This is a genomic window from Parahaliea aestuarii (assembly GCF_008064635.1).
GTDB classification, from domain to species: Bacteria; Pseudomonadota; Gammaproteobacteria; order Pseudomonadales; family Halieaceae; genus Parahaliea; species Parahaliea aestuarii.
This window is the reverse complement of record NZ_VRYZ01000001.1, coordinates 241,753-254,946: the sequence shown is the minus strand read 5'-3', so window position 1 is coordinate 254,946 and position 13,194 is coordinate 241,753. Positions and strand designations below refer to the sequence as shown.

Genomic DNA, 13,194 nt, shown 5'->3' with positions numbered 1-13,194 from the left:
GCACTATTCCGCCAATTCCGCCTGGTAGCGCCGCCACAGAGCGTGGCCGGGCGCGGCGATGGCCAGGAAGGGCGCACTCAGCAAGGTGTCGCGCAGGTTGTATCGCAGCGGGTCGCCGTCCAGCCCCAACACCGCGCCACCGGCGCCCTCCACCAGCGCCTGGCCAGCGGCGACGTCCCATTCACAGCAGGGCGAATAGCGGGGGTAGAAATCGCCCTCACCCTCCGCCAGGTGGCAGAACTTGAGCGCGCTGCCACTGTTATGGCGCTCCAGTGGCCCCCAGGCCTGCTCCAGCCAGGCCAGCGCGTTGCGCAAACGCTCGCCCCGGTGGCGGCGGCTGGCCAGTACCGAGAGCGGCCGGCCCTCGCGCAGGTGGCGGGTATGGATGGCCTCACCCTGCCAGTGCGCGCTGCCCGTCGGCGCATAGCGCCAGGCGCCGGTACCGGGGATGCCCACATAGGCCAGTCGCGCCAGGGGTTGGTAGAGCACCCCCAGCACCGGGCGGTGTTCATCGATCAGGGCTATATTGACGGTGAACTCGCCGGTACCGGCGACGAACTCCTTGGTTCCGTCCAACGGGTCCACCAGCCAGTAGCGGGGCCAGTCGCGGCGCAGTGACTTGGTCTGTGGCGACGACTCCTCCGACAGCACCGGCAGGCCGCCCGCCAGGGTCCTGAGCCCCTCGCGCAGGATAACGTGGGAGTCCAGGTCGGCCCGGGTCAGGGGCGAGTCATCGTGCTTGGACTCCACCTCCACATCCCCCGGCGCATGATAGTGGAGGCAGATGGCCTCGCCCGCCTGTTGGCTGAGCGTGAGTAATGGGGGAATCAGGGCGGACAGGTCGTTCACGGCAGGTTCCAGATGGCAATATCGCCACTATACCATCGCCGGCACACACACTGCGTTCAAGGGCAAAAATCGGCATAATACGCAGCCCTTTCCACCCACAGACGCGAGCGGAACCTCACCATGATCGACTGGGACAGCATCGACACCGTACTGCTGGATATGGACGGCACCCTGCTGGACCTGCACTTCGACAACTTCTTCTGGACCGAGCACATCCCCCGCGAGTACGCCCGCCGCAACAACCTGCCGGAGCAGGAAGCCAGCGACGCCCTGCTGGCGCGTATCAGCCAGAACCGCGGTACGCTGGAGTGGTACTGTGTGGACTACTGGAGCGAGCAGCTCGACCTGGACATTCCCGCCTTGAAGCGGGAATTGAAGCACATGGTGAAACTGCGCCCCCATGTGCCCGAATTCCTGGACACCCTGCGGGCCGGCGCGCAGGAAGTGGTACTGGTGACCAACGCCCACCGCAAGACCCTGGACATCAAGATGGAGCAGGTGGATATCACGCCCTGGTTCCACCGCATTGTGGTGTCGCACGAACTGGCTGCCGCCAAGGAAGACCAGGCCTTCTGGCACGCCCTGCAGGATCACCATCCCTTCGATCCGGCGCGCACGCTGCTGATAGACGATACCGAAACCGTGCTGGACGCGGCCCAGACCTACGGTATCGCCCACCTGCTGACCCTGCTGCAACCCGACAGCCAGCGGCAGAAACGCATTGATACCCGCTTCCCCGGCATTCACCACTTCGACGAAATCATGCCCGGCGCGGCCCGCACCTCATGAGCGAGGCTCCCACCAGAGTGCGCATCGACAAGTGGCTGTGGGCGGCGCGCTTTTTTAAAACCCGCAGCCTGGCCAAGGCCGCCATCGAGGGCGGCAAAGTCCAGCTGGATGGAAACCGCGTCAAGGTGTCGCGAGAAATCAACGTGGGCGACCGCCTGCAGATTCGCCAGGGCTGGGATGTCAGGGACGTGGTGGTGGAGGCGCTGTCAGACCAGCGGCGCGGCGCACCAGAGGCGCAGCAGCTTTACCGGGAAACCGAAGATTCCGTGGCCCGCCGCGAAGCAGAGGCCGCCGCCCGCAAGGCCGCCGGCGGCATGATCGACCGCCCGGCGCACCGGCCCACCAAAAAGCAGCGCCGCCAGATTCACCGGTTCCGGGACTCAATGGACGAGTAGGTAAGGCTCAAACCTCAGCAAACGCGATGGCGTTGCGGCCTGAATCCTTGGCTTCGTATAAGGCTCGATCGGCGACCTTGACCAGGTCCGCCGGCTCCAGGCTGGCCCCCGGGCGGATGCTGACCACGCCCTGGCTGACCGTTATGTACGGCGACACCAGGGATTGCCCGTGGTGGATGCACTCCGCCAGTACCAGTTCCTTCAGGCGCCCGGCGGTACGCAGCGCCGAGTGCTCCCCGGCGCCCGGCAGGATCAGCATGAACTCCTCGCCGCCGTAGCGGGCCACCACTTCCCCGGCGCGGGCCGTGGCCCGCTGCATCAGGTCCGCCAGGCGCTGCAACACCACGTCGCCCGCGGGGTGGCCGTAGGTATCGTTGTAGTTCTTGAAGTAATCCACATCCAGCATGATCACCGACAGCTCGCCACCACTGCGCCGGGCGCGGTTGATCTCTTCCCGCAGCACCTGGTTCACCACCCGGCGATTGCCGAGGCCGGTCAGCTCATCGACATTGGCCAGATCCGTCAATTGTGCGCGGGCGTCCAGCAACTGGCGGTTGCGCTCGCGCAGGGAGTGGGTCAGGTCTCCCAGCTCCCGCGACATCGTCTCGCGCTCCCAGTTCAGGGCAATCATGTTGCGAAAGGATAAATACACCCGGTTGCTCACCACCAGCAGTACCGCGCACACACCGAGGGTGAACAACCCGACCAGCAGATTGTTGCCCTGCTCCCAGTAGTGCGCCATGCACCACCAGGCAATGGGCCAGAGTGAGGTAAAAAGATGGACGATAAAGTATTCACGCAGCGCCAGAGTCACCCCCATGGACAGGGTGATGACCATGAAAATAAGCAGTAGAAATACCAGCTGGACCGGTTCCGGCACCAGGAAGGTGGCGGCAATATAGGTCGATGACCACACCGCACCAGTGATCGCCGCCCCCACCAGGAGCTGCCAGTAAGCGCGCCGCGGGCGCTCCAGATAGCGCCGCTCCACCAGCGCGTTGCTCATATACAGGGAGCGGGCCAGCAACATGACGAGTACCGCGCAGGCCCAAACCAGCAACCAGCTGACTTCCACGAACTGCCAGAACAGCACCATCGTCGCCAGCACGCCGAGCATGTTGGCGGTGACGGTGGCGATGCGGCCGCTGTGCATGAGCATCTCCAACTGTGCGGAGAACAGCTCTTCGGCGGGAATGCTGCGCTGATAGATCATGGCTGCATGCTACATCGCCCCCGCCCGGCGCCTTTAGCGGCAAACAACAAAGCTGAGAACCCGGTCACAGGGGAACCCTGCCGCCGATTGCCTGCCCCGCTGAATTCCGACACACTCCGAAAAAACTCAGGGGCCCGGAGTATGTACTCCTGGAAAACAATCCGCGCGTTCTGCGCGATGCTGCTGCTATTGCCGCTTATCCACCTGGCCATCCTGGTGACGCGCGAGAGCCTGGCTACCAGCAACGCCTCCCCGCTGGCATGGCAGAGTGAGGTGGATCGCTATATCCGCGAGGATGACCGCTCCTCACTGCCGGCCAAACCCATTGTGGTCATCGGCGGCCGCCGCGCCTCCCTGTGGCCCCACCTCGAAGCGACCGTGAGCCCCATGCCGGTGCTGGTGCGCTCAGTCGGCAACGCCACAGTGGACGACTTTATCCACTATCACGAGCGGCTGGTGAGCTTTTACCGCCCCGCCGCGGTGGTGCTGCTACCCGGCCCCAGCGAATTCCACCTTCGTGCCAGTCATAACGCCGAGCAGTTGAGCACCTCCATCCAGCGCCTGGTCACACTGGACACCCGTCTCAGCAGCCGCAGCCGCTTTTATGTATTCGCGCCCATCCGCAGCCCCCTGCAGACCGGGGACTGGCCCACCATCAACGCCGTTATCACGCAACTCTCCGACTGGGGCATGGACCACCCGTCCTTCGAGCTGATCGACCCCAACCCCCTGCTCGCCGGCGCCGACGGCAAACCGGACTCCACTTTCTTCCGCTCCGGGGGCGTGCACCTGAACCCGGCCGGCTACCTGCGGCTGGACCTGCTGCTGCGACAGGCACTGAGGGAGGACTTCCCGGCCAAATTCCCCTAGCGAAGGCCGTCATCAGGCAGTGAATATTGCCCGCCGCCGGTCATTCATTCGGCCCCAAAATGCGCTAGAATCGCCGAATGTTGCAGGACATCCCCATTATCCGCCCCACTACCCCCTTGCTGGACGCTGTCGACCAGGGCCGCCAACTGCGCGAGCTCAGCTCGGCCCAGCTCGAGGCCCTGGCGGAGGAACTGCGCGCCTTCCTGCTGTACACCGTCGGCCAGACCGGCGGCCATTTCGGCGCGGGCCTGGGCGTGGTGGAACTGACCATTGCCCTGCACCGCGTGTTCAACACGCCTGACGACCGCATCGTGTGGGACGTGGGCCACCAGACCTACCCCCACAAAATCCTCACCGGCCGCATGCAGCAGATGCACACCATGCGCCAGGCCGGCGGATTGGCGGGCTTTCCCAAGCGCAGTGAAAGCGAGTACGACACCTTTGGCGTGGGGCACTCCTCCACCAGCATCTCCGCTGCCATGGGCATGGCCCTGGCCGCGCGACAGCAGGGCATTGATCGCAAAGTCATCGCCGTGATCGGCGACGGCGCCATCACCGGCGGCATGGCCATCGAGGCCCTGGCCCACGGCGGCCACGAGCGCCCCGATATGCTGGTGATCCTCAACGACAACCAGATGTCCATCGGCTACAACACCGGCGGCCTGGCCACATACTTCGCCAAGATCTGGGCCAGCAAGACCTATATCGCCCTGCGCGAAGGCTCCAAGCGCGTGCTGGAGAAAATCCGCCCCGCCTGGGAACTGGCCAAGCGCACCGAAGAGCACATGAAGGGCATGGTGGCCCCCGGTACCCTGTTCGAGGAACTGGGCTGGCACTATATCGGCCCCCTCGACGGCCACGACCTGCCCGGCCTGATCCAGACCCTGGAAAACATGAAGGACCTGGAGGGCCCCCAGTTCCTGCACATCCGCACCATGAAGGGCAAGGGCTTCGCCCCGGCCGAGCGCGATCCGGTGGGCTACCACGCCATCAACAAGATCGAGGCCAAGCCAAAGGGTCCCCAGCCCGCACTGCCGGACGCCGGGACCACGCACTCGGCACCGAAGAAAATCAAATACCAGGACGTGTTCGGCCGCTGGCTGTGCGACATGGCGGCGAAAGAACCCCGCCTGGTAGGCATTACCCCCGCCATGTGCGAAGGCAGCGGCATGGTGGACTTCGCCAAACGCTTCCCCGACCGCTATTACGACGTAGCCATCGCCGAGCAGCACTCGGTCACCCTGGCCGCCGGCATGGCCTGTGACGGCCTGAAGCCGGTTGTGGCCATCTACTCTACCTTCCTGCAGCGCGGCTACGACCAGCTCATCCACGACGTGGCCCTGCAGAACCTTGACGTGACCTTCGCCATCGACCGCGCCGGCCTGGTCGGCCAGGACGGCCCCACCCACCACGGCGCCTTCGACCTCAGCTTTCTGCGCTGCATTCCCAACATGGTGATCGGCGCGCCCTCCGACGAGAACGAGTGCCGGCAGATGCTGACGGCGGCCTACCGGCACGAGGGGCCGAGCGCGGTGCGCTACCCGCGCGGCACCGGGCCGGGCGCGCTGGTGGCCGAGGAAATGGTCGGGATGGAGATTGGCAAGGCGGTGACGGTTCGCAAAGGCGAGCGCGTGGCCATTCTCAGTTTTGGCGCGCTGCTGCCGGAGGCGATCAAGGCCGGGCAAGAGTTGAATGCAACTGTAGTGGACATGCGCTGGGTCAAACCGCTGGACGAAGCCCTGCTGCAGCAACTGGCAGCGGATTGCGCCCTGATCATCACCCTGGAAGACAACGCCATCGCCGGCGGCGCCGGTTCGGCAGTGACGGAGTATCTGATGCAAGTTGATTTCCACGGGACCATCAGGACACTGGGGCTGAGTGACGAGTTTCACGAGCACGGCGGGCAGGAGCAGCAGCGGGCAGCCTCGGGCATGACCGCCGAGAGCATCGTGCGCATCGCCAACGCCTCTGGCGCCACCCAACTGTTTACCGTGGAAGACGCCGTCAAGAGCTCCCTGAAATAGCCCGCCCCGGTTTGATGGGTACGCTGCCAGGTTCTCTACCGCGTCCTCCCTGCGCAGGCGGGGATACGATCCACTGCCATCCAGACGTAGCCCAGTGGCATACCCAATGAAGCTACTGTTCGTCGCCACCTCCTACCCCACCGATGACACCGACTGGCGCGGCGTGTTCATTCGCCACCTGGCCCATGCATTGGCGGAGCGGGACGACATCTCGCTTTCCATGTGGACCCCGCCCGGTCCGCTGCCCGCCACAGCGCAGGCCGTTTCCACCCCTGCGGAATCCGCCTGGCTGAAAGGCCTGATGGACAAGGGCGGCATCGCCCACCTCATGCGCTCTGGCGGTTTGGCTGCACTGTCCTCACCGCTGCGCTTGCTGGCCTACCTGCGCAGCCTCTATCGCCGGGAGCAGCGCCCCGACATCTACCACCTGAACTGGCTGCAAACCGCCCTGCCCCTGCCCCGCTCCGGCGCGCCGGTACTGATGACGGTGCTGGGCACCGACCTCAAGCTACTTTCACTGCCGCTGGTAAAGACCGCATTGCGCCGCGTGATGCGCAGGCGGCCGGTGGCCATCTGCCCCAATGCGGAATGGATGGCAGAGCCATTGAGCAAAGCCTTTGGCGACCTGGCCATCATCCAGCCCGTGCCCTTCGGCATTGACCCCATCTGGTTCGCCATTGACCGGCAACCCGACCTGGAACGCCCCCAATGGCTCGCCGTCACCCGGCTGACCAAAAACAAGCTCGGCCATCTTCTGGAATGGTCCGAGCCACTGTTCCGCAACCAGCAGCGCGAACTGCACCTGATCGGCCCGATGCAGGAAACCATTACCCTGCCCGACTGGGTTCACTACCACGGCGCCGCGTCACCCGAGGTTCTGGCCCGGGACTGGTTCCCAAAGGCGGCAGGGCTCATCACCCTGAGCCAGCATGCCGAAGGGCGCCCCCAGGTAATGCTTGAGGCGATGGCTGCCACCCTGCCGATCATTGCCTCCGACCTGCCGGCGCACCGGAATCTGGTGGAACAAGGCATTACCGGCTCGCTCTGTTCAATGCCCGGTGACTATGCGGCAGCGCTGCAAGCCACGGAAAGCCCGGCGAGCAACCAGCAACTTGGCATCGCCGCCCGCGAGTGGGTGGCCAGCGAGATTGGCACTTGGGCGGACTGCGCCGGACGCTACGTCGCACTCTATCGAAAGCTGAGCGAGCCCCACCATGACTGACAGCGTACTGGTGATAGGCGCCGGTGGCTTCATAGGGCGGGCCCTGTGTACGCACCTCAGCCGGGGCGCACGACCCATTCAGGCGCTGGTGCGGCGCCAACCCGACGACCCGGTCCCCGGTGTTCACTACATCACCGGCGGGCTGGAATCAGCGCCGGAACTGGACAGCCTGTTGGGAGAATGCGCCTGTATCGTTTACGCCGCATCCTCCAGCACCCCCGGCAGCAGCGCCGGCAAGCCTGTTGACGAAGTCGACAGGCACCTTCGCCCCCTGGGAGTACTGCTGGAAAAGCTGCAAACGAATACCCACGCACACCTCATCTATCTTTCATCCGCCGGGGCCACCTACGGCAGCAGCAGCGAACGTCCTTTTACCGAAGCCGACCTGCTGCGCCCCGCCTCCTACCACGGCGCCACCAAGGTGGCGGCGGAAATGCTGATTACTGCCTGGGCGAACCAGTTCGGCGGTTCAGCGAGTATCTTTCGGCCATCCAACGTGTATGGCCCGGGCCAGCAGGCGCGCGCGGGCTTTGGCATTATTCCGGCGGCGCTGCTGGCACTGAAACACAGTGAGCCGCTGGAAATCTGGGGGGACGGCAGCGCCACACGGGATTACCTTTACATCGATGATCTGGTGACCCTGCTGGCAAAAGCCATTGATGACGGTGGCAGCCCTGGCACACACACCTACAACGCATCGAGCGGTGAAAACGTCAGCGTGAAGCAGCTACTGGAGAGAATTTCGACAACAGCGGGCCGGCCCATAGACCTGCAATTCACCCCCGCCAGGGCCGTCGATGCCAGTGAGGTGCGCTTCGACAGTGCAAAAGCCCGGCGCCAGTTTGACTGGCAGCCTCAATACGACCTTGCCACGGGCCTGAAGGCCACCTGGGAATGGATCAGCAAATCGGCCGGCTAGAACCGAGCGGGCGCCCGCAGGTGTCGGTGTGCATTGCGCACTACCGGGGCATAGACCTGCTTGCCGATTGCATCGATTCGGTACTCAACCAGACCGGCAATGTACGCGCGGAAATCATCGTGCACGACGATGCCTCGGACCCGGAATCCCTGCAATTTCTTGCCACCCGTTACCCCCAGGTAAAGGTCATCGCCAGCGACAGCAATGTGGGGTTTTGTATTGCCAATAATCGTATGGTTGAGGAGGCGAAGGGCCAGTTCCTACTGATTCTCAACAACGATGCAGCTCTACTTCCAGATGCCCTCGACACGCTGATGCAAGGCCAGAGGGACCACGGAGATAACGTTTTCACCTTGCCCCAGTTTGACTGGGCTTCAGGCGAGTTGGTGGACCGGGGCTGTTCGATCGACCCGTTCTACAACCCGATACCGAACCGGGACGAGCGTATTTCCGAAGTCGCAATGACTATCGGGGCCTGCCTTTGGATTAGTGGGTCACATTGGCGTGATATGGGCGGGTTCCCGGAGTGGATGGGCTCCATTGGAGAAGACCTCTATCTCTGCTGCCGTACCAGGCTAGCTGGCCTCAAGGTCATCGCTCTAGGTGGTAGCGGCTACCGCCATCGCCAGGGGCACAGCTTCGGCGGCAACAGGCCGGACCATAATGGACGGCTTGCGAGCACCATAGAACGCCGGTTTATGAGTGAGCGAAACAAACTGTCGGTGCTGCTCACCTGCACACCAACAATCCTTGTCTGGCCCAGTTTGCTCATCAGTATACTGACCCTTTTAATGGAGGGCCTCCTGCTCAGCACACTGAAACGCAGGCCCGAGGTATTCGCCGACATCTACTTCGCTGCGATAAGGGCACTCGGACAGAAATTCCGTTTCCTGCTGGCACACCGCCAACAAGTGCAATCTACCCGACGTACAAGTGCACTCGAGTACTTCAGTGCCTTTAGCTGGAAACCCCGAAAACTGGCCATGCTTCTAAAGTACGGGATCCCCTCAGTTTCGTCTGGGCCTGACCGGCGGGAGAACAAGCTGTAGCAAAACAGAAATCGTCAACCTGAAACAGCTCATGACATTTGAACTGCTACCTCTCTCAGCAGGCTTTTGAATGCTCTCGCTTGCTCTAATTTATCGAAGGATTTGTCTACCTCGTAATCCAAAGTGACATCGCCAAGGCTTGCAACCCATCGCTGCAGTACAGATGGAACTGGCTCATTGGGACCTACACAGATGAGGTGCATGTTCGAATGTGCCAGGATGATTCGGGAGGCCTCATTGCGAACGCACGTGAACTGCAAGATGCTACGTCGTACAGCGAGATAATCGAATACCTTCCCGGTTACCACACTGCGTCTGGTGCCAGTCAATAGAAGAAGTCCATCCATCTTCCGCATAAACGCGATGGCCATATGGCGGGAGCGAGGTTTCAGCAGTGAAAAATGCAAACCAGACTCGCACACCGCGACTTCTTCATCACGGGAAAGCTCGCCCATGAACAGTAAATGGACTTTTCCAGAGATGTCACGCGGCAGTTCGCTGAGGGCGCTCAGCAGTCGAGTGAGGCTGGGCTGGCTGGTCGGATCACTCAAACGAACCCTGCCAAAGTGCCCCAGAAGGATCGCGTTCGGTGTGACATACCGCCTGACAAACCGGTCAGCAGCCTGCGATACGGCCGCTGGCTCAGCGTCAAAGATTTCGCGATCATAACCGTTCGGTATAATCTGGACGCGCTTATGTGGAAACCGTGTGCGCAAATGCGCGGCAATCGGTTCACTGACTGTTATCAACGCATTCGCACTGCGGGAGGTCGACCATTCGAAGAGACGCTTGATCATCATATGCCCCCACCCTTGATGGCCAATCGGCTCGAAGCCCAGGCCATCCCTAAAATCCTGAATAAGCAAAGCCCCGCGCTGTCCGGCTGCACACCGAGCCGCAACAAGGCTGTCCAGGGGACAGAAAGTGCCGAGCACGATACAGCGCCGTCCTTGCGAAAGTTCCGAAGAAACAATATCCGCTGCGACCGAAGATGCATTGATAGCCCAATTCCATCTGGTAAAGCGCTGGATTAGCAATGGCAACTTTGAGTAGAGTGCGCATAGCAACAAAATCAAGAGATGTGGCAGTCCGGCTGATCGTGTGTACACATTTCCAACGACTGGAATGTTTTGGTATGTCCCATTTGACTCGCCACCAGGCACTTGTCGGCTGACGACAAATGTTCTCAAATCCCGAGTGTCCAAATACTTGAGAAGCTCCCTAAATCTCTGCGATGCAACGTTATTAGTATTATGATGTGCCGCCACCACCACCAAAGTTAATGAAAGCTGTTTACCCATTGGAAAAGCTCACCGATTAAGTAATTCTGAAAGACTTGGCTCAGGCTCGGAAGCTCCACCAAAATAATAGATTTTGCCTCAGCACTTATCTTCCCCACGGCATTGCCGTTATTCCAATAAAAAAATGTGGCCACATTTCAATAGTAAAATTGATTCTTGGTGTTTCGCTACCATGGGATTGACAATACCATCCTAACGCAAAATATACGCCAACAATGACTGGGACTCCTCCTCAAGGCACAGGATTCTCGCAGCTTGGTGACAATTGCTTTTAGCATTTCTAACATCTGTCAACGAGAGTGCATTTAGCCGATCCACCATTGCATCAATCGAGAAATTATTAGCAACAAAACCCAATTTTTGCTCTTCCACGATCTTCTTCATATCGGGCGAGGGCCCGATAGCGACAGCCAACCTAGCCTGAATAAACTCAAAAAATTTGTTTGGTAGGTTGTAGGTGACGTTAAACCCAGAAGGCTCCAAGTAGTAAAACCCGAGATCGTATTCATTCAACATTGAAACTATGTGCTGAAATGGCACAGGCTTGAGAAACCGAATCCTATCGCAACTCGCAGCTCGCGCTTTCAACGCATCGATATTCCTTTCTGGCCCAACGAGGTAGAAATCCAGACAGAAACGCTCATCCAGCCGCTCGACAACTTCTATCATCTTTTCCAAGCCGCGATTTGAGTTTGCAATGCCATGGTGCACCATACGCAGTCGCGCCCCATCACCAGTGCTTGGCTCGATATTTACGTAGGGAGAAACACTTCTGAATAATTGCATTTCCACGCCAAACTCTTGTCGATATGCATTGGCAAGACCCGGTGACACCGTGAGTAACTTATCGCACTGCGGCAAATACCTCCGGCACATCCAAGTTCGCTGCGGAGCCTCAAACCAACGAAAGGACCATTTTTCCTCATTTTGTTTCGGGTAGTATTCCCGAGCATCGAAAATTATTTTTGCACCTCGCTTCAGCCTTAATGCAAGAGGCAATAGCTGCAAATCCTGAACGACAATCATGTCCCAAGACTGGTTAGCGAGCCCTGCATCTATACGGGTAAGGCCATAGCGCAAGTCATTCAAATGCTGCAGAGCAAGACTGCCAAGGCCGAGCCTACAAAATGCCTGCTCGGCTATAGAATTCAGTATGCGTAGGAAGCGTGCTCCCCGCCCCTTGCCGGGGGGTATAAGTTTATACCCGTGTCTCACTGGAAGCCGTCGTACACCCTGATAACTCAAAGTGTCTACTACAAAACCCGCTCGCTGCAGCAAACATACAAATCTGTTGGGACGACCACTACTTGCCGGATCTGCAAGACACATTACCAACGCAGAACGATCAGACAACGTCGCCGCTCCTTTCATGCAAGGCAAACCCTACTTTTTGAACTCTCCAGACCAAACCAGCGAATACTAGTTGCATGAGCATGCTAGCCTTTTCGCAATCAGAGATGCCGCATTTCCGTCACCAAACGGCCTTGCCGTGAGGTTCCCTGGCCGCGACTTGGCTTCTTCAATAGCCTTGGTAATTGGTTCTACGCTTTTTGGCTCAACGACAGTGTTCCATCCGAGCTCGACGAGCTCCCGCCATTCCGTTTCGGCTCTTAATGTTATGCAAGGGACGCGATAAAAAAATGCTTCTTTTTGTACCCCGCCAGAATCGGTCACAATAACAGCCGCATTTTTCTCCAACATGACCATGTCGAGATAACCTACAGGTTCAATACACATCACATTATCTGGTAGTGAAAGCTGGAACTCCTGGATTCTGGATTTGGTTCGGGGATGCAAAGGAAGCACGATCTTTTCGCTGCTCGATGATAAGGCCTCTAAGATGCATTTCAGGCGCGATAGATCATCAGTATTTTCCTGCCGATGAATAGTCGCCAGAATATAATGCGCAGGAAGGAGCTTCAAATGTTGCAATATCCGACTGGATTCTCCGGCTTGGCTGCCATATTTAAGGGCAACGTCGTACATAACATCACCTACCCGCAGTACACTTTCCCCAGAAATGCCCTCTCTTTGCAGGTTTTCTACGGCAGCCAGGGTTGGAGAAAACAATAAAGCACTCGCATGATCGGTAAGTACTCTGTTGATTTCCTCCGGCATGCTTCTGTTATAGCTGCGCAGGCCAGCCTCCACATGCGCGACCGGTATATGTAGCTTTACCGCGGCTATCGTTCCTGCGAGCGTACTATCTGTGTCACCGTAAACCAATACCCAATCAGGCATGATGTCCAGAAGAGCCGACTCTATCCCTTCTATCATTCTGCCCGTATTCTGCCCGTGAGATCCGCCACCTATCGCAAGATGACGCCATGGCTTCCGAAGCCCAAGTTCAGAGAAGAAAATATTTGACATATTTTTATCAAAATGCTGCCCTGTGTGGACAATATATTCCTCAACACCCGCATGCATAAACTGCTCAGTTACCACTGATGCCTTAACAAACTGAGGTCGCGCACCAATAACAGTACACACCTTCATAAATTCTTTAACACTCCTTGCATCCTAAACATACCCATACAATTTAATTGTTTTAACTCCAAAGAGT

General features: G+C 59.4%; 12 protein-coding genes. 7 read left to right on the top strand and 5 right to left on the bottom strand.

From position 1 onward, the window contains the following. Window positions 1-3: 3 nt before the first annotated feature. On the bottom strand, window positions 4-849 hold the full coding sequence (gene cysQ, locus FVW59_RS01065) for a 3'(2'),5'-bisphosphate nucleotidase CysQ (RefSeq protein WP_148062396.1): 846 nt from the start codon (window positions 847-849) through the stop codon (window positions 4-6). A gap of 120 nt (window positions 850-969) precedes the next feature. Here cysQ and yrfG point away from each other — a divergent pair, with 120 nt between their 5' ends. Both yrfG and FVW59_RS01055 read left to right on the top strand, forming a co-directional pair. Continuing rightward, on the top strand, window positions 970-1,638 hold the full coding sequence (gene yrfG, locus FVW59_RS01060) for a GMP/IMP nucleotidase (RefSeq protein ID WP_148062395.1): 669 nt from the start codon (window positions 970-972) through the stop codon (window positions 1,636-1,638). Then, window positions 1,635-2,033 (top strand): RNA-binding S4 domain-containing protein, encoded by a 399-nt coding sequence (locus tag FVW59_RS01055; RefSeq protein ID WP_148062394.1) that lies wholly within the window; start codon window positions 1,635-1,637, stop codon window positions 2,031-2,033. Before yrfG ends, FVW59_RS01055 begins: the two co-directional genes overlap by 4 nt. A 7-nt stretch (window positions 2,034-2,040) precedes the next feature. On the opposite strand, the gene FVW59_RS01050 is transcribed toward FVW59_RS01055, so the two are convergent. After that, window positions 2,041-3,246: a GGDEF domain-containing protein gene (locus tag FVW59_RS01050; RefSeq protein ID WP_148062393.1), complete on the bottom strand. Its 1,206-nt coding sequence runs from the start codon at window positions 3,244-3,246 to the stop codon at window positions 2,041-2,043. Between the two features lie 141 nt (window positions 3,247-3,387). Between FVW59_RS01050 and FVW59_RS01045 the strand changes: the two genes are divergently transcribed. From FVW59_RS01045 to FVW59_RS01025, 5 genes are all read left to right on the top strand, one after another. Further along, a complete protein-coding gene (locus FVW59_RS01045; protein ID WP_148062392.1) occupies window positions 3,388-4,116 on the top strand; it encodes an SGNH/GDSL hydrolase family protein in 729 nt (242 codons plus the stop codon). Window positions 4,117-4,193: 77 nt separating this feature from the next. Further along, window positions 4,194-6,140: a 1-deoxy-D-xylulose-5-phosphate synthase gene (gene dxs / locus FVW59_RS01040; RefSeq protein WP_148062391.1), complete on the top strand. Its 1,947-nt coding sequence runs from the start codon at window positions 4,194-4,196 to the stop codon at window positions 6,138-6,140. Between the two features lie 106 nt (window positions 6,141-6,246). Continuing rightward, window positions 6,247-7,362 carry a glycosyltransferase family 4 protein gene (locus tag FVW59_RS01035; protein WP_148062390.1) on the top strand — a complete coding sequence of 372 codons (1,116 nt, stop codon included), beginning with the start codon at window positions 6,247-6,249 and terminating at the stop codon, window positions 7,360-7,362. Continuing rightward, on the top strand, window positions 7,355-8,281 hold the full coding sequence (locus tag FVW59_RS01030; protein ID WP_148062389.1) for an NAD-dependent epimerase/dehydratase family protein: 927 nt from the start codon (window positions 7,355-7,357) through the stop codon (window positions 8,279-8,281). Before FVW59_RS01035 ends, FVW59_RS01030 begins: the two co-directional genes overlap by 8 nt. Further along, the gene (locus tag FVW59_RS01025; protein WP_148062388.1) at window positions 8,257-9,330 is read left to right on the top strand and encodes a glycosyltransferase family 2 protein; all 1,074 of its coding nucleotides are present in this window, start codon (window positions 8,257-8,259) and stop codon (window positions 9,328-9,330) included. The genes FVW59_RS01030 and FVW59_RS01025 overlap by 25 nt, the downstream gene beginning before the upstream one ends. 29 nt (window positions 9,331-9,359) lie before the next feature. On the opposite strand, the gene FVW59_RS01020 is transcribed toward FVW59_RS01025, so the two are convergent. The 3 genes from FVW59_RS01020 to wecB form a co-directional block, all read right to left on the bottom strand. Continuing rightward, window positions 9,360-10,631 (bottom strand): glycosyltransferase, encoded by a 1,272-nt coding sequence (locus tag FVW59_RS01020; RefSeq protein ID WP_148062387.1) that lies wholly within the window; start codon window positions 10,629-10,631, stop codon window positions 9,360-9,362. A gap of 192 nt (window positions 10,632-10,823) precedes the next feature. Beyond that, complete coding sequence (locus tag FVW59_RS01015) at window positions 10,824-11,984, bottom strand: glycosyltransferase family protein (RefSeq protein ID WP_148062386.1); 1,161 nt, start codon at window positions 11,982-11,984, stop codon at window positions 10,824-10,826. Window positions 11,985-12,050: 66 nt separating this feature from the next. Beyond that, window positions 12,051-13,127 (bottom strand): non-hydrolyzing UDP-N-acetylglucosamine 2-epimerase, encoded by a 1,077-nt coding sequence (gene wecB, locus FVW59_RS01010; protein WP_148062385.1) that lies wholly within the window; start codon window positions 13,125-13,127, stop codon window positions 12,051-12,053. Between the last annotated feature and the right edge of the window lie 67 nt (window positions 13,128-13,194).

Coding starts and splice junctions, on each gene's coding strand:
- yrfG (WP_148062395.1), top strand. CDS start 970: ATGATCGACTGGGACAGCATCGACACCGTACTGCTGGATATGGACGGC.
- FVW59_RS01055 (WP_148062394.1), top strand. CDS start 1,635: ATGAGCGAGGCTCCCACCAGAGTGCGCATCGACAAGTGGCTGTGGGCG.
- FVW59_RS01050 (WP_148062393.1), bottom strand. CDS start 3,246: ATGATCTATCAGCGCAGCATTCCCGCCGAAGAGCTGTTCTCCGCACAG.
- FVW59_RS01045 (WP_148062392.1), top strand. CDS start 3,388: ATGTACTCCTGGAAAACAATCCGCGCGTTCTGCGCGATGCTGCTGCTA.
- dxs (WP_148062391.1), top strand. CDS start 4,194: ATGTTGCAGGACATCCCCATTATCCGCCCCACTACCCCCTTGCTGGAC.
- FVW59_RS01035 (WP_148062390.1), top strand. CDS start 6,247: ATGAAGCTACTGTTCGTCGCCACCTCCTACCCCACCGATGACACCGAC.
- FVW59_RS01030 (WP_148062389.1), top strand. CDS start 7,355: ATGACTGACAGCGTACTGGTGATAGGCGCCGGTGGCTTCATAGGGCGG.
- FVW59_RS01025 (WP_148062388.1), top strand. CDS start 8,257: ATGGATCAGCAAATCGGCCGGCTAGAACCGAGCGGGCGCCCGCAGGTG.
- FVW59_RS01020 (WP_148062387.1), bottom strand. CDS start 10,631: ATGGGTAAACAGCTTTCATTAACTTTGGTGGTGGTGGCGGCACATCAT.
- wecB (WP_148062385.1), bottom strand. CDS start 13,127: ATGAAGGTGTGTACTGTTATTGGTGCGCGACCTCAGTTTGTTAAGGCA.